We start from the raw sequence: 21,288 nt of genomic DNA on the forward strand, positions 1-21,288 counted from the left end.
GACTGCGGTAGAGGCTGGCGAGGACGCGGCTGGACGCCAAAAAACCTGACGCCGGCAAGCCGGGTTTAGAGCATCGTTCCCTTAATACGCCCCATTCTGCTGGAAGGAATTTTGGCCAGAACCAAGGCGGCTGGCGAAAAGCGCAGCAGAAGCTGCGGTTGAGACGGCCACCGCCGGTAGTGGCCAAAATTCATCCAGTCCTTCGGGTTGGCTGAAAACGGCCGCCCACTGCGGCGGATGGCTGGACTGATGGATCTCGCATCGCTCTGCGCCATCCATCTTGTGGATCGGACGTTTTCAGCCAACAGAATGGGGCGTATTAAGGGAACGATGCTCTAAACTCCGATCAGACGCGGATCGCCAGCCTGAGCCCGCCCCAGTGGCGGCCGTTGACGAAGATCGGCGCGGAAATATCCTTCATCAGCACGAAATTGCCCGCCCCCATGTCGCGCCTATAGGTCTGGACGAGGAACGGCTGCGTGTTGCGACCGGCGGCGAGCCCTACCCGGTCGTTGAAGATGCGGCGGTTGCGGCAATTGGCGGTGTTCCAGTCGGTATCGCCGGGGCGCTGCGGATGCGAGAACTTGCGATTGTGCGTCGGCAGGTAGCCGTTCTCGTCGACAGCGGCGCAAAAGGCGATGCGATCGTTGCTGCCCGCGACCGGTTCAAGGATGCCGGGCAGGACACGGTCGGTGAATTCGGTGAAGCGGGTCATCATCTGCACCGGCGTGCTGCCGGGGATTTGCCGGTACTGCCGGTCAAACAGCGCATCCATGCCGATGCCGCCGCTCGCCACCTGGGCGTCGAATAGGGCGGAGATCGTCGCCGCCACGTCGCAGGCGCTGCGGATGAAGGGACTGTCGGGCGTTTCGAGGCCGGCGCTCGCCGTGACCTGGATGATCTTTTCCGAAACCGCAACGACGGCATCGACGCGCGACGAAGCTTTCTGCAAGGCGCCGCTGGATGTGTGGATTTCCGCCGCGATGCCGGTCAACTGTTCGGCGAAGGCCGCATATTGGCGATCCACCGCATCCGTCGTGCCGGCCACCGACGAAGCGCTGTCGAGAATGGTCGACATCACCTGTTCCATGCTGGCGAAGGACCCATGGATATCCCCGGCCTTGTCCTTGACGCTCTCGGCCGAGGACGCGGCCTGCGCGCCGGCCACCGTCAGCCGTTCGATGCGGCTGCGAAGCTCGCCCAGCGTCTTCTGGATCGACGCCGTGGTCTGCGAGGTCTGGAGCGACAAGGCCCGCACTTCCGCCGCGACGACGGCAAAACCCTTGCCGGCCTCGCCTGCCCGGGCCGCCTCGATTGCCGCGTTCAAGGCAAGCAGGTTGGTCTGGCGGGCGATCGTGCCGATCTCGCCGGCAAAACGATCGACATCGGCAAGCGCGCCGGAAAAGGATGAAATCTCCGCGCCGATTTCGCGCGTCGTGGCGACCATGTGGTCGATCTCCGACAGCGAGCCCTGCAACCGCCTGCCCTGTTCGCCGAGCACCGTGCGGGCAGTGGTCGCCGAGGCATCGGTCGCATGCAGCGAACGGGCGACCTCGCCATTGGCGGCCGCGATCGAACGGGCGGTGTCGGTGACGGAGGAAAACACGCTTGCATGGCGGGCGGACAGCGCCGCCGCATCCTGGATAGCGCCGGCGATGTCGACGAGATCGATACCCAGTCCCGCCGCCTCGCGCGCCAGATCGGCGACCACCTGTCTCAGAACCGTGGCTCCGGTGTCGCTATCGTCTTCGCCGGGCCCCAACCCCGTCTCGGGCATGCGTAAAGCCGTAGCCATCGTCCCAACCGCCTCCTCATCCGCAAGAGGGTGGCAGGACATGGTTAACGAAGTGGAAATGCCGGGTTTCGACTTTGGTCGTAAGGAAATCAGTTCAGAGAGCGCCGATTTCCTTCATCTTCTTCAGCACCTTGTCGCTCGGCTGGCCGGTTTCCGGCAGGCGATAGTGCTTTTCGAAGTGGCGGATCGCCGTGCGGGTCTGCTCGCCGGCGACGCCGTCGATCGACACGTCGGTATAGGCAAGGTTTGTCAGGCCCTTCTGGATATTCATCACCAGTTCGCTGGAGGCCGGAATGTCGACCTTCGGAATATAGTTCGGATCGATCTCGGCATTGCGGATGGCGGCGGCAACCGGATCAAGGTCACCCTTGCTCGCCTTGACGTTTTCGTAAGGGCGGGAGGCCGGTAGTGCCGCCGCCTGCCGCTTGCCCTTCTGCTCGCGGAGTGCTGCCAGCAGCGTGTCGGTCGCGGCGCCCGTCTCCGGGCGATCCGTCTGCTTTTCGAAACGCAGAATCGCCGCCGATGTTTTCGGACCCGTCTTGCCATCGGCCGGGCCGTCGTAGAGCCCCCGACGTGCCAGTTCCTTCTGGATGCTCGTCACCAGTGCCGAACCGTCCGCCGGCTTTTCCACCGGCTGGCTCTTTTCGATAGTTTGACCGGCGATCACATCCTCGATGCTTTCGCTCGGCTGAGGCTTCGGCTTGGCAATGCTGGCGGTTTCAGTGCCGGCTTCCGTCTCTGTTTCCGCGGCGGCAGCCTCATCCTCGCGCTGGATGACGAAGGTGGTCACCTTGCGCGGCTCGACACCTGTCTGCTCGTCCTCGACACCGAGATTGGCGGCCTGGGGATGCGTGAATGGCAGGCGGGTGCGCAGGAGCGGTGAAGGATGCGCGCCGGGCTGGTACCAGAGCGCATTGGCGGCGACGAAGCTGAAGACGACGGCGAACGCCATCGAGCCGCCGAAGACGCCGGGATTGCGCGCGGCAAGACCACCGGCATGGCTCAGGCCGCGCACCGCCAGGCTGGCCATCACCAGACCCGCGCTGCGCTGCGCCTTCTTTTTCTTCTCAGGCTGTTTTCGCTTGCGAGCCGTCATGCCCAGCGCTCCTGTTCACTCCGTCGGCATCCGTCCATCCCTCCGGATTGGCCTGACCGTTCGTCTTCTCCCGCGTACGCTCCTTCAGGCGCGGCGGGAACTCCACCATTGTCTGTTCCACAAGTTCCTGCTCCTCGAGCGGACGGATGCCCGATCCGTCGAGCGCGATGGTCACCGTGATCACGGTGCCCTCGCCCGGGCGACTGCGGATATCGAACCGTCCGCCATGCAGCGCCACCAGCCCCTTGACCAGCGACAGGCCAAGCCCGGTGCCTTCATACTTGCGGGTATAATCGTTCTGAATCTGCACAAACGGCTGGCCGAGCGTGGCCAGCTTGTTTTCGGCGATGCCGATGCCGGTATCGCTGACGATCAGGTTGAGATCGCTGCCGGCGATTTCGGCATCGATGGTGACCAGACCGCCGCGATCGGTAAACTTGATGGCATTGCCGACGAGATTGATCAGGATCTGCTGGATCGCGCGCTGGTCGGCATTGACCTCGCCGACACCGCGCATGATCCGGCTGGTGAGTTGCACGCCCTTTTCATGCGCCTGCAGGCTCAGCATCGCCTCGCAGGCATTGACCACATCGGCGACCCGGAACGGCTCGGGAATGAGTTCGTAACGGCCGGCCTCGATCTTGCTCATGTCCAGCATCGTGTTGACCACCGACAGCAGATGCGCGCCGGACTGGTTGATCAGCGAGACATATTCGCGCTGACGATCGTTTTCGAGCTTGCCGAAATATTCACCCGACAGAATGTCGGAAAAGCCGAGAATGGCATTGAGCGGCGTGCGCAACTCATGACTGACGGCCGCCAGGAACCGGGTCTTGGCGTCATTGGCGGATTCGGCCAGCCGCGCCTTCTGCGCCGCCTCCGTGCGCAGGCGTGCCTCTTCGGAGACGTCGCGCGACTGGACGAGGATCGCGGTAAGCGGCTCGTCTGAACTGCCGAGCGCCGTCATCTCGCAGCGCATGTGAACGAACTGCTCGCCTTCGGCAAAGACGTTGGGCTGCTCCAGCCTTATATCGATAGTCGCCTGGCGCTCACCCTGCCGCAGGTTATCGATCGCCTGCAGGAAGAGGATGCGGTCGGACACATGGATCTGCTCGATGAAGCCGCGGCCGTGCGGATTGCGCATCCAGGAAAGATAGGACTGCGCATCGCGGCCATGGATTTCAGTCACCGAGCCCCGGATGTCGTGGACGGTAACAAGGCCGGCGAAACAATCATAGTGAGCGCCGCCATTATCGATGACGATGGTCTTCACCTCGGCGATGTCGGCTGCGATCCTGCGGTTGCGCATATAGGCAATGGCGGCGACGCCGGTCATCAGCGCGGTCGAGGCAACCAGCGCCGCTCCGACCGGCAGCGCAACCGAGATCGGCAAGGCGGCGGAAAGGGCGAGCGGAACGGACGGGAGAGCGACGAGCGCTGTTGCGGCGATGGCACGGACGACGGCGAATTCGCGGCTTGCTTCCGGCTCGCCGGCCACCGGGCGCGGCAGCCAATGGCGCGCGACGTCATCCACCCGGGATGCCATCCTGCCAGCAATGTTACGCAATACGCTCAACGTCTAACCCTGTATGCTCGTTCTTTTCCGGAGCCATCATGGTTCCGTCCTTTATGCGGAAGTGCTCATCACCCCGACCGAAAACGGCCGTTTCAGGCGATGTCTCTACCCGTTCGAATTTCGCATCGGCGGCTTAATGAAAGGATAAATCAAATTGCGACAAAGCCCGTGAAACCGCTCGAAAATCCCATTCCGGGACAATTCGCGGCGGCTTTCTCTTTTGTGGTTAATGGGGTGTAAGCAACGGATTTCAGGTGGTTTTTCGCGGGACATTAACGTTTGTGGCAAGGGTTCTGGTTGCGGAATCCCGCATTTGCAGCCTTGCCGTCCGACCCCTCGCCTCGAACCTTAATGGCGGTCGTTAAAATACGCGCAAAATGCCATTCAAATGCAGATATTTCCAATTTTACGAAAAGTCGGTGCAAATGCCGCGTGTTTTGGCAAAGGCCTATTCCGACTCTCCTCCTAAGGTGTGATGACAAGGCGCCAAGGAGGCCAATCCGGCAAAGACCGGAGGCAAGGTTTGGACGCCGGACCAAAGGATGGGCAAAACGATGTGGTTTCTGATCAAGGGAACATTCTGGTTTTCGCTGGTGCTGGTAGCCCTGCCGTTTCTCGACCCGGCAAGCACCTCGACACTTGAAAACGGGCCGAAGGTCGATGTCGGCGACACGGTTTCGGCCGCGACCGAGGCCTTCGGCTATATCAGCGCGATCTGCGTCGAGAAGCCGGATGTCTGCGAGAAGGGCGCCGAGACCTTCGTTGCGCTTGGACACCGGGCGCGTGAAGGCGCACGGATCGCCTATCTCTTTCTCGACCAACAATTCGCCGAACAGAGCGACAAGGTGATGACCGGCACGATCGCCGCCACCCCGGATGCAATTGCCGATGCCGCCTCGAAGGTGGACCTGCCCGAAATTGAGCCGAAGGCCGCCGTCGTCGCCGAGGCGGAGGTCGAACCCTTCCTCGAACGGATCCCGGTGCCGGAAAAGCGCATCGAGCCGAAGAAGGTTCGCCAATAGATTTTCACGCCCTTCCCTGAAGTCTGCCGCTGCATAATTCCATCCTTAAAGCGGAACCGATATAAGGATAGAATTATGCAGCATCTTCAAAATGCTACAGCGACCTTTGCGCGTCAGGACTGACGCGCGGCGCTGTGGTCACTGGAAGACTGTCTTGAACTGCTGCGTTTGCGGCGGCCGTGAGGAACGCCCATCCCCTCACGGCCTTTTCTTTTTTAAGGTTTTCACCGGCTCCCGGTTTTCACGAGGGCGCCGATCGCCTATATCCAGCGGCATGGACCAGATGACATCACCGATCACGCCGCTTGCCGAGATCATCGACAATTGCGCCTATCTCGACGACTGGCAGGATCGCATGAGCTATGTGATCGAGCTCGGCCGCAAGCTGCCGGACATGCCGCAGGCGCTGCGCACCTCCGACAACAAGGTCCAGGGCTGCGCCAGCCAGGTCTGGCTGGTCACCCATGCCAACGACGACGACAGCGACCCGATCCTGACTTTCGAGGGTGAATCCGACGCCCATATCGTGCGCGGCCTCGTCGCCATCGTCCTGTCGATCTTCTCCGGCCGCCCGGCCTCCGACATCGTCAAGACCGACGCGCTCGACCTGTTTACCCGCATGGGCCTGATCGAATACCTCACCGCCCAGCGCGCCAACGGCCTGCGCTCGATGATCAAGCGCATCAAGGACGAGGCAGCGCAGAAATTGGTGGGGTGACGGGGTTTTTGGCAGGTCGGCTTCGGGGAACTGAGGCCAACTCCGTTCGGCCCGTTCCGACCCTCTGTCAAATCGCGGTAGCTGCAGACTCGAACAAGCTCGGTGATTAACGGTATTATGAGGTCTCTGGGGCTCGCGCGGAAAATATTTCCAGTACACATGACTTGATTATCCGCCCAGCCAATTCCCAATCCGCCTGCCCCTGTTCGGGAATTTCAGTCATTAACGCATGAGAAGTATCTGCCGGGAAATCGTCATTGGCCTTTATCGGATCATGGATTAGCCTCACCGCGCTGAGGCTCGATTGCGCGTTTAGCTCCGCTATTACCGTTCCCGCATTGATGCGAACTAGCTTTGCGTTCGCACCGTATTTGATCCGCGCCAAACTGCGAATAGTTTGCACAGAGTGGTCGATGTTGGATCCGAAACATTCCATCCAATTGTAGGATGGCTTATTGTTATCACTCGGTCTCGAAAGAAACGCGGCCGGATCAATGAACAATTGCTCGTCAACGGTGTCGACGAATTTAGCCCCTATTGACCTAAGGACGTGGTCGGTAGCAGGGATGTCTTGGTCCATTAAATGGCCGGAGCACTTGGGTCGCTAATCAAGAAGTTTCGAACGTTTGATAAAGGAACGTTATTCCACCGCTCAACCTTTTCCGTCGATTTGCCGAAAACGAGTGCCGATAGCCCATATCCAAGAAACTGCGCGGTGATCTGAAAGTCACCGTTCATCCAAGTCGCTCTATATTCGCCATTGTCTAGCATCGTAACTGCAGGTCGTTTAGTCAGCCGCCTATCGGAAACGATTGAGAGTAAGTCCAACCTTGATGCTGGCCGTGGTCTGATACCCTCCTCACGCGCGTCTTCATCCAAGACGGCTATGCGCTTTAGGACCTGTTCATAAACCTTCGTCGCCGCCATGTGACGCTTTAGATTTGTAAAGTCAGGCTTAGTTTCATGGGGAGCCATGGCAGCCCTCATAGTCGGCTTTGCAGGTCCACCACTAGGTCGATACGAAACTTTTGTCTCTTGCCGGAATCCGGTCGGGGCCGCTTGAACGCCTCGGGACGTCCCTGAGCCGTCCGCTTGCTGCAGCCACCTATTGGGTCGTGCGCTCGATCCACCCGATCCTGAAAACCGATTTTTCATAACAATATTCCCGCCATTGGGAACCGAATTCGGACCATATATCCGCGGGACTTGCTTGCGAGCCGGCATCATGTGCGCAACCGCCTCGCCTTGACAACCGATTCAATATCTTGATCGGAAAGCCCCTGTAAGGCTCCAAGTTCGAAGATTTTTTGTTCAAGCCAACCATACATCGCTGTTGCGGTACCCAGATCCATGACAAGTTCGCATTCTACCTGTCGGGTTATCCTGGAATCGGCCCGGGATAAAAGTTCGGGACCCACGGGTTGGCCGTTATCGTCTACTTCGAGTTCATTGAAAGTAGGAATGCTGTGGCCATCGTTTGTTATGGCCATCCGAACATAGCCAGCGGGCGAAGTTCCGCCCCACACACCTTCCGCGTGGACGACTCTGAAAAACGGACTTTTCTCGAATTTGATATCAATTTTTTGGTTCATGCCGGCGCACTCTTGTTACTATTACAACCCTATATAATGGCTCGATGGTGTCAACACTATCTCAACAACGCCGATGCTCCTTAAATCGCACGCCGTTTAATAGTTTAATCCACGTCGCCGGCTAGTCAAACCCATCCTCGATCTCTGGCGATTACACGTTCCGAAGCGACAGCGACGCTTATCTCCAAAAGGGGCACGATGTCGAACATCAACCGCCCGAGCCGAGTTCACGGTCAAATGAGAAATATCGTCGACGTAGGAAGAACGCGGCTCCAATGTCAGACTCATCTAAATTCATGCCCCCTTGTTTCTTTAGTACAAAATCTCCGGCCGATACCCCTCAGCACCCCAGCTGTGATTTCGCCGGTCCGCCGTCCGCGGCGGCGCATAATGGCGAGATAGCGCCATCAGCGCGGTGCGCAGCATCAGCTTGGCGGATCGTGCCGGCCATTGCCGTTCACGTTCCACAAGCTCCAGCCCCTTTTCAAAACAGCAGACATCGAGCGCCACGCCGCACAGTTCCGGCCCGACTGCCTCCATTGCCCGCGCTACCCGTCCTCGTGCCGCGAGCGCCGTGTCGCAGAGATCGGCGATGCCGCCTGCCCCACCCTTTGTCTTCGTCGACAACAGCGGTTCGTAGGTCATCGTCAGGCGCGGCTGCAATTGGCCACGGGTGAAATCGGCATGCAGTCGCTCGCCCGCCGAAATAGCCTCGGGCGGCATGAAGGCCTGGCCGCTTTTCTCCTTCAACCGAGTGAGCGCACCGAGCGGCGATTCCAGCCGGTTGACCCGAACGGACTGGCGAATGCCGCCGATCGTCGTGGTTTCGGTTTCGCTTAAGCGATGCTGTTCCTGGAAGGCTTCTTCCGGCGCCAGCATCGCGCGGCGCAGGAAGGCCGGCGCCTCCACTGTCGCCTGGATACCGGTTTCGTCCCGTACGGCAAGCCCGAGCGCCACCGCCTGTTCGATCGCGGCATGCGGGAACTGCCGCGCCGCACCGCCTTCGCGACGGATCGCCACGCCCGACACCATTGTTTCAACCGACAACCGGCCATGGCCGGTGATGTGGCGCAGCAATCGAACGATATCCTTCTTGCCCGACATCGCCTCACTCATGCTCGCGGCCTCCCGGCGCGCCGAAAACGGACGTGATGACGCGCTCCACCGACGAGACGAAATCGTCGTAAGCAGAATCGTCGCGACGATCCTCGACGACATTGCAGGCATGACTGACCGTCGTCCGGTCGCGGCCGAAAGCATGGCCGATGTCGGTCAGCGAAATCTGCAGCACGACATGGCAGACATACATGGAAATTTGCCGCACATGGCAGCTGGTGCGGCGGCGATCCCGGCGCAGCGGCACGCGTTCGCCGACCAGCATGACCATTTCCGCCGTCAGTTGGCGCACGACCCGGCAGCGCAGATGGGCCGCGACGGGAAGCACCGGTCCCCAGGGTTCGGTCACTGTCACGGCGCGATGCGCCGGCGGCACGGAAATCGCCTTTGTCTCCACAACGCACGGGATAAGCATGCTGCGGATCTTGGTTGGCGGGCGGTGGGAAGACTTGTCGATGTGCATGGCTCACTCCTCTGAATAGGAATTAATTCATACACCCTAGTGCGATCGCGAGGATGAATGAAACATCGCCCCCACAACCAGCCGTTGTTTTTTCACTGTTTTTACGCATTTTGACGGAAAAAATAGGTATATTTTCCTCATCGCAAAAATCCGAGATGAGATTCCATGCACGAAAAAGCCGGCCTGGCGATGCCAGACCGGCTTTTGGACTCACGGACAACAGGCCCGCGGTGCAGAGAGTTTACTTGCCGCGGCGCTTGCGGCGCTGGCCGAGGCCCATTTCCTTTGCGAGACGCGAGCGGGCTTCGGCATAGGCCGGAGCGACCATCGGATAGTCGGTCGGCAGGTCCCACTTCTCGCGATAATCTTCCGGCGACAGGGTGTGATGGGTCATCAGGTGACGCTTCAGCGACTTGAAGGTACCGCCGCATTCCAGACAGGTGATCTGGTCGTCCTGCACGGACTTGCGCACCGAAACGGCCGGCTTCGGCTTTTCGATGACGACAGCGGCCGGAGCCGGGCTGCTGGTATTGTTGAGTGCTGCGTGCACATCGCCGATCAGCGTCGAGAGTTCGGCGACCGGGACGACATGATTGCTGACATAGGCAGCAACGATCTCTGCGGTGAGTTCAACCAGTAGATCGTGGCCTGAGCCAAGCGGTAAATCCGTCATTCTTTCTTTCTCCTATCGGAATTCTTCTCATATGTCCGCGATGGGTTTATCGCGGACACAACCATGACATGCTGTGAAAATGTCCGAAAACCACGCCCTGCACCGCAGCTCGAAAGAACTTCTCCTCTCGGCTACCAAGCATCAAACCGCGACAAACCTTCATATTACCGCGGATTCCAGGGCGGAATGCGTTGCCAAAGCGCCGAACCGGCCGGCGCCTCAAAGCAACAATCAATATTCACAACCCATGCTGGAATTTCAGTACGAAGTAATATGGAAATGGACACTTTGCCTTTACTCGAATAACACTGATCTGACAAAAGTCCAATAATATTTTGTGCGATATTTAGCCTATTCATCTTGAAATGTGCGCACCGCCGCAAGGTGTTCGGAAACACTACGATACATTTGAAATCAAACGGCCCATGCGCGGACGATCCGCGCTTTTCTACTTCGAAAATGGCGATCCCGTGGCCGAAAGAACAACCTATGACGCAGGGCCGGACGGGTGCTTGCCCTGCGTCATCTGGTCGGTGACGGAAAGGTTCGTCAGCTTGTAACCGGCCTGGTGCGTGGCTTTCGCCAGCAGATGGGCCGAGATCGGCGCGGTCAGGACGATGAAGACGAAGCCCGCGAGCGCCCGCATCAGAATGGTGACATCGAGCGCATGCACGCCTGCCGCCAGTAGCAGCAGGCTGGAGCCGATCGTGCCCGCCTTCGAGGCCGCGTGCATGCGCGTGTAAAGATCGGGAAAACGCAGAAGACCCAGCGCCGCCAGGAGACTGAAGACCGAACCGATGACCAGCAACAGGCTGACGATGACGGCGACTGCGATATCGGGTTGCGGCGAGGTCATCGGGCTCTCCCGCTCTTGCGACGGGTCGAACGCCCGCCACGCTTTGGATTGCGCTCGCCGACAGTGCGCTCCACACGTCCTTCGGCTTGCTCCGTCCGACCGCGTGTCAGGATGAAACGGGCAAAGGCTATGGTGGCAAGGAAACCGGCGAGGCCGAGCGCGATGGCGATATCGATGTAGAGATTGTAGCCGCTGCGGATGGCGATGACGGCAATGAAGCCAATGGCGATGGCAACAAGCATGTCGAGCCCCAGCACCCGGTCCGGCAGTGTCGGCCCGCGTACGATCCGCACCACCGTCATGATCAGCCCGAGTGACAGGGCGACGAGCGCGAACAGGGTGGAAAAGGACAGGATGTCGGATGCGCTCACAGCGGAAAAGCCTCCCGAATGCGGCGCTCGAAGCCCGTCGAAATCGCCCGCCGCTCGGCGGCCGGATCCCGGCAGTCGAGCGCGTGTACATAAAGCGTCTTGCGATCTTCGGACACGTCAACCGACAGCGTGCCTGGCGTCAGCGTGATGAGATTGGCGAGAAGCGTGATCTCGAAATCGCGTGTCAGCGCCAGCGGATAGGCGAAGATGCCTGGCCTCAGCCGCATGTTCGGTCGCATCACTAGAATGGCGACCTTGAAGGCCGACAGCCACAATTCGCGGAAAAACAGGCCGGTCAGCAACAGCAGTTTGAGTGGCCGGACGATGGGAAGGCTCGCCGCCAATTGACCACGCACCAGCGCCAGCGACAGCGCCCCGACGGCGAAGCCGAGCACCAGATTGTGCGGGCTGAAGCTGCCGCTGACAGAAGCCCAGACAAGGGCCAGGAACAGGTTGGTGACGAGGAAGGTCATGGCGCTCCTCCGGCCGGAAAGACGCTGTCGAGATAGGCGGACGGCGTATCGAGCGTCAAGGCGGCGCTGCGGGCAAGGCCGAGCAGCGGCTCGGGAAACAGTCCGATAAGGATACCGATACCCGTCAGGACCAGAAGCGGTAGGAAGACCGTGACCGGTAGGGCGATGGCCGGCCCGGCAGGTTCGACGCTTGCGGGCCGCCAATAGGCAAGCAGGAAGACGCGGCCGGTTGCGATCATTGCCAGGAAGCCGGTCAGCAGCAGGCTTGCCGCCAGCCCCCAACTGCCGCCATCGAGCGCCGCCTTGACCAGCATGACCTTCGGCCAGAAACCGGAGAATGGCGGCAGGCCGGAGACCGAGAAGAACAGGACGAGCGACACCGCCGTCAGTAGCATGTGGCTCCGGTAGAGCCCGCCCATCTCTTCAAGCGAAAAACCGCCACCAATGCGCCCTGCAAGGCCGGCGGCCAGATAGAGCGCCGTCATCACCAGCATGGAATGCAGCGCGTAGAGGATCGTCCCGGCAATCGCATCCGCGCCGCCGAGCGCAATGCCCGCCAGCATGGCGCCGATGCCGGAGATCACGAGATAACCGAGCAGCCGGCGGATATCGTGTTGCGCCAGGGCTCCAAGCGCGCCGGTGACCATGGTCAGCACCGCGACACCAGCGATGACGGGGCTGAGCGCCAGCCGCTCCAGCGGGAACAGCATGATGAGAACGCGGATCAGCGCGTAGATCCCAACCTTGGTCAAAAGGCCGGCAAACAAGGCGGAGACGACGATGCGCGGCGTGTGATAGGAGGCCGGCAGCCAGAAATTGACCGGAAAGGCGGCCGCTTTCATGGCGAAGGCGAAGAGATAGAGCGTCGTCAGCGTCACGAGCGGCGCGGTTTCCTTCAGTTCCGGCGCCTTGCGGGCGATGTCGGCCATGTTGAGCGTGCCGAATATGCCATAGAGATAACCGGTGGCGATCAGGAACAGCGTCGTCGCGACGAGGTTGAGGAAGCCGTATTTCACCGCCCCGTCGATCTGGCCGCGTTCGCCGCCGAGCACCAGAAGGCCGAAGGACGAGATCAGCAGGACCTCGAACCAGACATAGAGATTGAAGATGTCGCCAGTCAGGAAAGCACCGCTGACGCCGGCCATCAGCAGCATCAGGAAGGGATAGAAGCCGTAGCGCCGGCCGCTGGCATTGATGTCGGCCAGCGCTGCCACTGCGCCGGCCAGCGCCACGATCGCAGCAGCGAGCGCAAACAGCGCGCCGGTCAGGTCGACCGTGAAAGCTATACCGAACGGCGGCAGCCAACGGCCCATGACCATCGTCACCGGTCCGTGCTGGACGACATGCCAGAGAAGCCCGGCATCGAGGCCAGTGAGGACCAGCAGCGCGAAAATCGCGATCAGCGGCTGCAGCTTGCCGCTGTGCCTCACCATCATCAGCACCGCGCCGATGCCGACGCACCAGGCGACCGGCAGGATCACCAGCCAGTCGAGCGGTGCCACCGGATCGAGGACCAAGGCGGCGGAGAGATCGAGGGAGGACGAGGAAAGGGCCATGGTCTGTCAGTATCCGAGCGGCGGCAGGGTATCGTCATCGGGCTCGGCCACCCGCATCGCATCGGTATTGTCGAATTTCAAATCGACATAGGCCCGCCAGGACAGCACCAGCAGGAAAGCAAAGAACGAGAAGGAAATGACGATTGCCGTCAGGATCAGCGCCTGTGGCAGCGGATTGGCCGTCGGGCCGGCCGGCACGTAGAGCCCAGCCCCGATCACCGGCGGCACTTCCCGCATGATGCGGCCGGAGGTGAAGATCAAAAGGTTGACCGCGTTGCCGAGAATGGCGACGCCGAGCAGCATGCGGACGATGAATTTCGACAACATCAGATAGACCGCGATCGCAAGGAAAATGCCGGTGAGAACGGAAAGGATCGGTTCCATCACTCGTCTCCTCTTTCCTCGAGCGACAGCGCGATCGAGGTGACGGCCCCGACCACCACGAGATAGACACCGATATCGAAGCTCATGACGCTCGACAGCGGCACTTCCTGGCCGAGGATGACCGGAGTGACCCAGAGCCCGGACATGAAGGGCACATGGAACAGCATCGACAGCAGCCCCGATAGCGTCGAGAGCAGCAGCCCGGCGCCTGCGATGGCGAGCGGATGAAAGACGATGGCGCGCCGCACGGTCTCGACGCCGAAGGCGATGCCGTGGATCGACAGGGCAGCAACCGCGATCAGGCCGCCGATGAAGCCTCCGCCCGGCTCGTTATGGCCGCGCAGCAGCACGAAGATCGAAAACAGCAGCATGACGGCGACGATGAAGGGGGTGGCAGTGCGCAGGATCAGCGATTTCATCGGCCCGCCTCCGGCTCGTCCGGATCATTGTCGGCGATGCGCTTGAGCGAACCGGCCCGCAAACGGATAAGCGACAGGATCGCGAGCCCGGCAATCATCACCACGGCGATCTCGCCCAGCGTATCGGTGCCGCGGAAGTCGACGATGATGACATTGACGACATTGGCGCCGTGCGCGATCGTTTTCGAATAGAGGTTGAAGAAATCGGTGAGCGTCGTGTCGAACGGCGCCTGCGTTACTTTCAGAAGGAACAGCGTGACACCCATCCCGCAGGCAAGCGCGATCGCCGCATCCGGCAGCGTCTGGCGGAACGGCCGGCGGTCGGTGGGAGACAGTCTCAGGCGTGTCATCACCAGCGCCAGGATGACCACCGCCAGCGTTTCGATCATGAACTGGGTGAAGGCAAGATCCGGCGCGCCATAGAGCAGGAAGATCACCGCGACCGAAAAGCCCTGAATACCGAGCGAGACGATGGCCGTCAGCCGGTCCCTCGCCAGAACCACGGTGACGAGGCCGGCGACCGCGATCACGATCACGGCAATCTCATGCAGCGGCACATCGCCGGGAAAGACCGGCGCGCTTGCCAGTTCCCCGAACAGGAAGGGTGGCACAAGCAGGACGAGCGCGAACAGTATGAAGGTCATCGTCATATAGGTGTCCAGCCGGCCATTCTGCAGCCGGCGGGTCACCGCCACGGACAGGCGGACAAGCCCGCGGATTGCCTGGTCGAACCCACGGTCCGGTCCCCAGCCGACGGCAACGAGGGCGTTGCCGATCGCGGAGCGGATCTGCGCCAACCGAAGATAGACGGCGATACCAAGGACGATCGTCAGGACCGACAGGGCAAGCGGCAGGCCGACATGAACAGCAAGAGACATGGCGACGGTGCGCCTCTCGCCGGCAATGGCCGATGCCATGGGCGAGGATATCGACGCATGCAGCGCACCGGAAAACACGGCAGCCGCCAGACCCGCGAGAGCCAGCACGGCCGGCCCCAACCAGAGCGGAAGCGGCGCTTCGTGCGCATGCCGCGGGGTGTCCACCACCTTGCCGGTGAAAGGTTTCAGTGCCACGGCAAAGGCAATAGTGAACATCAGCGCATTGCCGATAACGACCGGTACGGCAAGCGCGATCGCCCATGCATCGCCGGTTAGCAGCGCGGCGTAGATTTCCTCCTTGGCAAGGAAGCCGAAGAACGGAAACAGACCACCCATCGACAGGGCCGCCCCGAGCGCGATCGTAAATGTCAGCGGCATGGCCCGGCGCAAGCCGGAAAGCCGGGTGATGTCGCGCGTTCCCGTCTCGTGGTCGATGATGCCGGCCACCATGAACAGCGCGCCCTTGAACAGCGAATGGGCGACGAGATAGAGCACCGCTGCCTCGATCGCATGCGGCGCGCCAAGGCCTGTGAGCAGCACCAAGAGCCCGAGCGACGCCATGGTCGTGTAGGCGAGCATCAGCTTCAGATCCGTCTGGCGCACGGCAAGCAGCGCACCGATGACCAGCGTCGCCGCCCCGAACACCGGCAGGATCACCTGCCATTCGGTCGTGCCGCCCAGCACCGGATTGAGCCGCATCAGCAGATAGACACCTGCCTTCACCATGGTCGCGGAATGCAGGTATGCCGAAACCGGCGTCGGCGCTTCCATGGCATTGGGTAGCCAGAAGTGGAACGGGAATTGCGCCGACTTTGTAAAGGCGCCGCCCAGCACGAGAATGAGCACGGCGAGATAGAATGGGCTTGCCTTGACGATCGAGGCAAGCGGCAAAAGCGCCGAGAAGGCGGCGACGCCGGAGACGTTCCAGAGCAGCAGCAGGCCGGCGAGCAGGAACAGCCCGCCCGCACCCGTCACCACCAGCGCCTGGAACGCGGCGCGGCGCGCGGCTTCGCGACCATGATCGAAACCGATCAGCAGGAAGGAGGTGATCGAGGTCAATTCCCAGAAGACGAACAACATCAGCAGGCTGTCGGACGCGACGACACCGAGCATCGAGCCCATGAACAGGAGCAGGAAGGAAAAGAACCGGCCCTGATGCGGATGGCCTTTGAGATAACCGCCGGCATAGAGCACGATCAGCGCGCCGATGCCGGAGATCAGCAGGAGGAAGGTCAGCGACAGGCCATCGATCAGCCAGGAAAAGGTGAGATGGAGCGAGGGCACCCAGGCATAGCCGCCTGTGACGACCTCGCCTTTCGAGATGGTATCGGCAAAGCCGGCGAAATGGGCGAAGATGGCGACGGGGACCAGCGCCAGGATCCAGGCGGCGTTGTGCCCCAGTAGTCTTGTGAGCAACGGCGCGACGAGCGCGCCCAGGAACGGAAGGCAGAAGGCCAGAAATGTCAGGTCGACGACATTCATGGTTCCGTTCGTTCCTCCCCGGTATTACGGCAGCGAAGGATGTAAGATCCGGCGCCGATGACAGACCCTTTCGGGATAGGGCAAGCGACGGGCAAACTCAAGGATTGTCGGAACGGATCGGCGTCCCTCCCCAACATTTAGAGCATCGTTCCCTTAATACGATCCATTCTGTTGGCTTAAAACGGCCGATCCACAAGAAGGATGGCGCAGAGCGATGCGACATCCATCGGTCCAGCCATCCGCCGCAGTGGGCGACCGTTTTCAGCCAACCCGAAGGGCTGGATGAATTTTGGCCACGACCGGCGGTGGCCGTCTCAGCCGCAGCTTTTGCTGCGCTTTTCGCCAGCCGCCTTGGTTCTGGCCAAAATTCCTTCCAGCAGAATGGGCGTATTAAGGGAACGATGCTCTAGCCCTTTCCTCCAGGACGTATCGCCATAGATCAAGCCGTTGACCGACCGGCGGTGGCGTTTGCCGCCACGCGCAAGCCTCTTATATCCGACGAAATCAGGGAGAAACCGATGCAGAGTATCAGCACCTTGAAAGTGATGAAGACCGATGAGGAATGGCGTGCGCAGCTGACGCCCGAACAGTATCGGATCACCCGCCAGCACGGCACGGAGCGGGCTTTCTCCAGCCCGGATTTCGATCTCGACAAGAAAGGCGTCTATCATTGCATCTGCTGCAACCGGCCGCTCTATCGCTCGAACACCAAGTTCGATTCCGGCACCGGCTGGCCGAGCTTCTCCGCGCCGATCTCGCCCGACGCGGTGACTCAGCATCACGACCTGTCCTATGGCATGAGCCGCACCGAAATCCGCTGCGCCGATTGCGACGCCCATCTCGGCCATGTCTTTCCCGACGGTCCGCCGCCGACCGGCCTGCGCTATTGCATGAACGGCGTGGCGCTGACCTTTGAACAGGAATAATCAGCAAGCCCTCACAATGGGCGTGCTTTGCTCTCGACGACCGTCTCGATCGCCAACGGTGCACCGAACGCTTCCGAAAAGAGCGCGAACAGGCCGAGCGCCAGGCCGACGAGTGTCACCAGCGGCACGATCGCGAAGATCAGGATGAGCGACCAATTGCGCCCCGGCGTCTCATCCTCGTCGCCGTCCACCCAAAGCGGCAGCCGCTCGTCATCGACGCCGGAGCCCCGATGCGAGCCGGGGTCGCTGTGATCAACGCGCTTGCTACGCTTGGACATGTGCTCTTCCCTGTGCACCCACCATTTAAACGAGACCGGCGGGCATGGTTTGTGAAACATCTAAGAATGCTAACAATGTATGAATGCGCCCCGCCGGCCACAAACGCCCTCTACGGTTTCAATTCAGAAATAGTTTCAACTTGTGTTTCTTTTTCGGCAGGACGCGTGAATAAAGTTTCACGGCGTGGCGTTCCGAAATAAACGGTGCGCCGCACCGCCCAGGAGACTGAAAATGAGCCTGAAACACGTGTTGTCGGCAGTCGTCGCGCTTGCCGTCTCCTTCCCCGCTTTCGCCGCGGATGACTGGACGGGCTACGTCAATCCCCGCTTCGGGTTCAACGCGGCCGTTCCGCCCGGCTTTGCGCTCGCGCGCGAAAGCGACAATGGTGAAGGCGCGACCTTCCGTTCGGATGACGGACGCTCCGAACTCCTGCTGTTCGGCACGACGATCGTGGATGGGGATTTTTCCGACGAGGTCCGCCAGCGAATCGTCTGGAACAGGAACGAGGACTGGAACATCACCTATGACAAGGTGACCAAGGGGTGGGCGAGCTATTCCGGCGCCAAAGACTCGGACATTCTCTACGTGCGCGGCGTCCTCCTGTGCGACGGAAGTGCTGCCTATTTTCACCTGCGCTATCCGCAGGATGCCCTGAAGCACTTCAATCCGCTGATCGGCCGGATGGTCAAAACGCTGCGCCCTGCCGGCGGATGCGAACAGTCGCCGAAGGCAGCGCCGGGCGCCGCGCAAAACTGAAACCGGCGGGGACTGGAAGGGTCAGAGCGAAGCGCCGCTGATGCAGGTCAGCACGGCGGAATAGTGGACGGCTGCGGCGGTGACCACGAAACCGTGCCAGATGGCGTTCTGGAAACGTAGCTTTTCCCAGACGTGGAAGATCACGCCGCAGGAATAGATGATGCCGCCGACCAGGATCAGGATCAGCGTTGTCTCGGTCAGCTGCGACAAAAGCGGACCTGCGGCGAAGACGCCGCTCCAGCCCATGGCGAGATAGAGCAGGATCGCCACCCGGTCGAAGCGGCCGGGAAAGACGCATTTGATCAGCACGCCGACAAAGGCGATCGCCCAGATGCCGATCAGCATACCGAACAGGAAGGGATCATCCCAGCCGCGCTGCAGGAACGGCGTATAGGTGGCGGCGATCAGGATGAAGATCGAGGAATGATCGAAGCGGCGCAGGAACCATTTGGTCCGCGAGACCGGATAAAGATTGTAGAGGAAGGAAATCGACAGGGTCGCGACCAGGCCTGCGCCATAGATCCAGGCTGCTGCGAGCTGGCCGGACGTGCTCCAGACCGTGGCATAGAAGATCATCGCGGTAACGCCGATCAGGGCAAAGGCAAGCCCGACGCCATGAACGACGCCATCGGCGATCAGTTCGGAGCGATCGTAATTCCACTTAATGCTCTTGATCTCCACGACGGCCTCTCGAAACTTCCCTGATATGCTTGTAGCAGCATTTGTTTACAAAGCCGTGCATGCCCCGGCAACAGTGCGACAAAGGCAATTTGACACAGGGTTAAGAGCCGAAACAGGGCGGCCGGAATCAACAATTGCAACAGATCGACATCTGGCCGGCAACCGGGCGCGCTGTTCCCGGGGAGACTTGCGAAAGCGCCGGTTTTCAACACAATGCGCCGGACAGCCCAAGCAAGCGGGTCGCGAAAGGACATCGTCATGGCAAAACACCGTCACATCCGTGGGCTTTCCCCCCGCCTGCCCGTCGCCGCGATGCCGATCCTCACCCTGCTTGCCGCGACTGTTCTTCCCCTGCCGGCGCTTGCCCAGAGCGATCCAGCGACGGGACACGGTCATGCCTATCCGCCGCAAATGGCGCCACCGGCCTCCAATACCCGCGACGGCGCCTCGATCGGTACGATGCAGCCCATCAAACCCATGACGGACACCAGCGGCATCAACCCATGCGACACGCTGGCGGCTGATCCGCTCGACGGCGACCGGGCCAAGAATGTGACGCCGATCGAGATCAGCGCCATGGACGGCGATGCCGCGCTGGCCGCCTGCAAGAGCGCCTATGAAACCAAGCCGAACATCCTGCGCTTTACCTATCAATACGCCCGCGCCCTGGAAAAGCAGGGCGACTATGCCGCAGCGCTCGATCTCTACCGCACGGCCGCCGGCCGCGGTTATCCTGCGGCCTTTGCCGCCGTCGCCTATGCCTATGACAACGGCCAGGGCGTGAGCCAGGACGAGAAGGAGGCGATGCGCTGGTATGTCGACGCGGCGCAGCGCAACAATGCCTGGGCGATGTTCAATCTCGGCTATTTCTACGATTCCGGCCGTGGCGTTCCCGAAGACGACACGGTGGCGCTCGACTGGTACACGAAGGGTGCGCTCGGCGGGAATGCCCGCGCCATGAACGATGCCGGCTTTCTTCTGGAAACCAGCAATACGGTGCCGCGCGATCTGGAGGAAGCACGCCGCTGGTACGTCAAGGCGGCCGAGGCCGGCAATGCCGTCGGCATGACCAATGCCGCCAATTTCCACCTGAACGGCATTGGCGGACCGGTCGATACGACCCGGGCCTTCGACTGGTACAGCCGGGCGGCGGATTTCGGCAATGTCAACGCCATGAACGGCCTGGGCTACATGTATTTTTCCGGCATCGGCGTCACCAAGGACGTCGCCGAGGGCATGCGCCTCTACCGCCGGGCCGCCGATGGCGGCAATGCGACAGCGCTCACCAATATCGGCTATGCCCACGAGACGGGAGAAGGCGAGGTAAAGGACCTGAAACAGGCGATGGACTACTATCGTCGCGCCGCCGAGGCTGGCGATTCCATCGCCTTCAACAACGTGGCCAATTTCTACGACAAGGGCCTTGCCGTGAATGCCGATCCTGAACTTGCAGCCGAATGGATGGAAAAGGCGTTGCGTGCCGGCGCCAATTTCAGCCGCGGCCAGATGCGTGACAATGCGCAGAACTGGTCGCTGCCGTTCCGCAAGGCGCTGCAGCGCCGGCTTGCCGACCAGAAACTCTATTCCGGCCCGATCGACGGCGGCTTCGGCCCGCAGACACAATCGGCGATCGACAGCATCTTCGGTGTCCGCTAACGAAATCCCGCGACAGATTTTACCGGTCGATCAGCACGGCACAGCGGCAATGGCTGGCGACCCGGCTGGCGGTCGAGCCGATGAAATAATCGATCAAGCCCGGCCGGTGCGAGGCGATGATCACCAGGTCGCCTTCGGCTTCCTCGGCAAAGGCGTTGATGACGCCGGCCGCGCCGCCGATGCGGATTTCGACCCGGCCGTTGATGCCGTGCTTGTCCTTCAGTTCGGTCAGCGTCTGCGTCGCCTGCTTGCGTGACGTTTCCATCAGTTCCAGCGGAAAATCGACGATCATGTAACCCTGCGCATAGGCGTTCAGGTCCTCGACGACATTGAGCAGGATGATTTCGCCGCCATCATCGAGTAGCGACTGGGCACGTTCGAGAGTCTTCTCGCCATGCTCGAGATGATCCATGGCAATCGGAACGATGATTTTCTTGTACATGACAGTCTCCTCGGGTTCGCAGCGCCAGTTTCGGGCAGAGATGTTGCCGGGATCTCGCTGTGTTGCGCGACAGACTCA

22 protein-coding genes are annotated in these 21,288 nt (G+C 60.9%); 5 read left to right on the forward strand and 17 right to left on the reverse strand.

Going from position 1 to position 21,288, the window contains the following annotated elements; genetic code table 11:
• Positions 1–346: 346 nt before the first annotated feature.
• The 3 genes from ACST81_RS17685 to ACST81_RS17695 all read right to left on the reverse strand — a co-directional run bounded on the left by ACST81_RS17685 (position 347) and on the right by ACST81_RS17695 (position 4,437).
• Positions 347–1,777 (reverse strand): methyl-accepting chemotaxis protein, encoded by a 1,431-nt coding sequence (locus ACST81_RS17685; protein ID WP_438753655.1) that lies wholly within the window; start codon positions 1,775–1,777, stop codon positions 347–349.
• A gap of 112 nt (positions 1,778–1,889) precedes the next feature.
• Positions 1,890–2,891 carry a peptidoglycan-binding domain-containing protein gene (locus tag ACST81_RS17690; protein ID WP_438749494.1) on the reverse strand — a complete coding sequence of 334 codons (1,002 nt, stop codon included), beginning with the start codon at positions 2,889–2,891 and terminating at the stop codon, positions 1,890–1,892.
• Positions 2,863–4,437, reverse strand: coding sequence for a sensor histidine kinase (locus tag ACST81_RS17695; protein WP_438753658.1), 1,575 nt, complete (start codon positions 4,435–4,437; stop codon positions 2,863–2,865). The genes ACST81_RS17690 and ACST81_RS17695 overlap by 29 nt, the downstream gene beginning before the upstream one ends.
• 584 nt (positions 4,438–5,021) lie before the next feature.
• On the opposite strand from ACST81_RS17695, the gene ACST81_RS17700 reads away from it, so the two are divergent.
• Both ACST81_RS17700 and ACST81_RS17705 read left to right on the forward strand, forming a co-directional pair.
• Complete coding sequence (locus ACST81_RS17700; protein ID WP_438749497.1) at positions 5,022–5,489, forward strand: DUF5330 domain-containing protein; 468 nt, start codon at positions 5,022–5,024, stop codon at positions 5,487–5,489.
• 295 nt (positions 5,490–5,784) lie between these two features.
• Positions 5,785–6,207: a SufE family protein gene (locus ACST81_RS17705; protein ID WP_438753660.1), complete on the forward strand. Its 423-nt coding sequence runs from the start codon at positions 5,785–5,787 to the stop codon at positions 6,205–6,207.
• 1,223 nt (positions 6,208–7,430) lie between these two features.
• Here the strand turns inward: ACST81_RS17705 and ACST81_RS17710 are convergent.
• From ACST81_RS17710 to ACST81_RS17760, 11 genes are all read right to left on the reverse strand, one after another.
• On the reverse strand, positions 7,431–7,799 hold the full coding sequence (locus ACST81_RS17710) for a hypothetical protein (protein WP_438749499.1): 369 nt from the start codon (positions 7,797–7,799) through the stop codon (positions 7,431–7,433).
• A 312-nt stretch (positions 7,800–8,111) separates the two neighbouring features.
• Complete coding sequence (locus ACST81_RS17715; RefSeq protein ID WP_438749500.1) at positions 8,112–8,915, reverse strand: DUF6456 domain-containing protein; 804 nt, start codon at positions 8,913–8,915, stop codon at positions 8,112–8,114.
• On the reverse strand, positions 8,908–9,378 hold the full coding sequence (locus ACST81_RS17720) for a helix-turn-helix domain-containing protein (protein WP_438749503.1): 471 nt from the start codon (positions 9,376–9,378) through the stop codon (positions 8,908–8,910). Before ACST81_RS17720 ends, ACST81_RS17715 begins: the two co-directional genes overlap by 8 nt.
• A gap of 241 nt (positions 9,379–9,619) precedes the next feature.
• Positions 9,620–10,051, reverse strand: coding sequence for a MucR family transcriptional regulator (locus ACST81_RS17725; protein WP_438749505.1), 432 nt, complete (start codon positions 10,049–10,051; stop codon positions 9,620–9,622).
• Between the two features lie 487 nt (positions 10,052–10,538).
• Positions 10,539–10,907, reverse strand: a complete 369-nt coding sequence (gene mnhG, locus ACST81_RS17730; RefSeq protein WP_438749508.1) for a monovalent cation/H(+) antiporter subunit G — start codon at positions 10,905–10,907, stop codon at positions 10,539–10,541.
• Positions 10,904–11,278: a cation:proton antiporter gene (locus tag ACST81_RS17735; protein ID WP_438749511.1), complete on the reverse strand. Its 375-nt coding sequence runs from the start codon at positions 11,276–11,278 to the stop codon at positions 10,904–10,906. Before ACST81_RS17735 ends, mnhG begins: the two co-directional genes overlap by 4 nt.
• Positions 11,275–11,751: a Na+/H+ antiporter subunit E gene (locus ACST81_RS17740; protein ID WP_438749513.1), complete on the reverse strand. Its 477-nt coding sequence runs from the start codon at positions 11,749–11,751 to the stop codon at positions 11,275–11,277. The genes ACST81_RS17735 and ACST81_RS17740 overlap by 4 nt, the downstream gene beginning before the upstream one ends.
• Positions 11,748–13,307: a Na+/H+ antiporter subunit D gene (locus ACST81_RS17745; RefSeq protein WP_438749515.1), complete on the reverse strand. Its 1,560-nt coding sequence runs from the start codon at positions 13,305–13,307 to the stop codon at positions 11,748–11,750. The genes ACST81_RS17740 and ACST81_RS17745 overlap by 4 nt, the downstream gene beginning before the upstream one ends.
• Before the next feature lie 6 nt (positions 13,308–13,313).
• Positions 13,314–13,691 (reverse strand): Na+/H+ antiporter subunit C, encoded by a 378-nt coding sequence (locus ACST81_RS17750; RefSeq protein WP_438749517.1) that lies wholly within the window; start codon positions 13,689–13,691, stop codon positions 13,314–13,316.
• On the reverse strand, positions 13,691–14,110 hold the full coding sequence (locus tag ACST81_RS17755; protein ID WP_438749518.1) for a Na(+)/H(+) antiporter subunit B: 420 nt from the start codon (positions 14,108–14,110) through the stop codon (positions 13,691–13,693). The genes ACST81_RS17750 and ACST81_RS17755 overlap by 1 nt, the downstream gene beginning before the upstream one ends.
• Positions 14,107–16,470, reverse strand: a complete 2,364-nt coding sequence (locus tag ACST81_RS17760) for a putative monovalent cation/H+ antiporter subunit A (protein WP_438749519.1) — start codon at positions 16,468–16,470, stop codon at positions 14,107–14,109. The genes ACST81_RS17755 and ACST81_RS17760 overlap by 4 nt, the downstream gene beginning before the upstream one ends.
• A 518-nt stretch (positions 16,471–16,988) precedes the next feature.
• On the opposite strand from ACST81_RS17760, the gene msrB reads away from it, so the two are divergent.
• Positions 16,989–17,396, forward strand: coding sequence for a peptide-methionine (R)-S-oxide reductase MsrB (msrB, locus tag ACST81_RS17765; RefSeq protein ID WP_438749520.1), 408 nt, complete (start codon positions 16,989–16,991; stop codon positions 17,394–17,396).
• Positions 17,397–17,407: 11 nt separating this feature from the next.
• On the opposite strand, the gene ACST81_RS17770 is transcribed toward msrB, so the two are convergent.
• Positions 17,408–17,674 carry a hypothetical protein gene (locus tag ACST81_RS17770; RefSeq protein WP_438749522.1) on the reverse strand — a complete coding sequence of 89 codons (267 nt, stop codon included), beginning with the start codon at positions 17,672–17,674 and terminating at the stop codon, positions 17,408–17,410.
• Positions 17,675–17,906: 232 nt separating this feature from the next.
• Between ACST81_RS17770 and ACST81_RS17775 the strand changes: the two genes are divergently transcribed.
• The gene (locus tag ACST81_RS17775; RefSeq protein ID WP_438749523.1) at positions 17,907–18,431 is read left to right on the forward strand and encodes a hypothetical protein; all 525 of its coding nucleotides are present in this window, start codon (positions 17,907–17,909) and stop codon (positions 18,429–18,431) included.
• Positions 18,432–18,452: 21 nt separating this feature from the next.
• Here the strand turns inward: ACST81_RS17775 and trhA are convergent, their stop codons facing one another.
• Positions 18,453–19,112, reverse strand: a complete 660-nt coding sequence (gene trhA / locus ACST81_RS17780; protein WP_438749525.1) for a PAQR family membrane homeostasis protein TrhA — start codon at positions 19,110–19,112, stop codon at positions 18,453–18,455.
• A gap of 258 nt (positions 19,113–19,370) precedes the next feature.
• On the opposite strand from trhA, the gene ACST81_RS17785 reads away from it, so the two are divergent.
• On the forward strand, positions 19,371–20,768 hold the full coding sequence (locus ACST81_RS17785) for a hypothetical protein (protein WP_438749528.1): 1,398 nt from the start codon (positions 19,371–19,373) through the stop codon (positions 20,766–20,768).
• A 19-nt stretch (positions 20,769–20,787) separates the two neighbouring features.
• Here ACST81_RS17785 and ACST81_RS17790 read toward each other — a convergent pair whose 3' ends face one another.
• Complete coding sequence (locus ACST81_RS17790; RefSeq protein ID WP_438749529.1) at positions 20,788–21,210, reverse strand: universal stress protein; 423 nt, start codon at positions 21,208–21,210, stop codon at positions 20,788–20,790.
• Positions 21,211–21,288 lie beyond the last annotated feature (78 nt).

Source organism: Pararhizobium sp. O133 (assembly GCF_051669845.1).
Lineage (GTDB): Bacteria > Pseudomonadota > Alphaproteobacteria > Rhizobiales > Rhizobiaceae > Pararhizobium.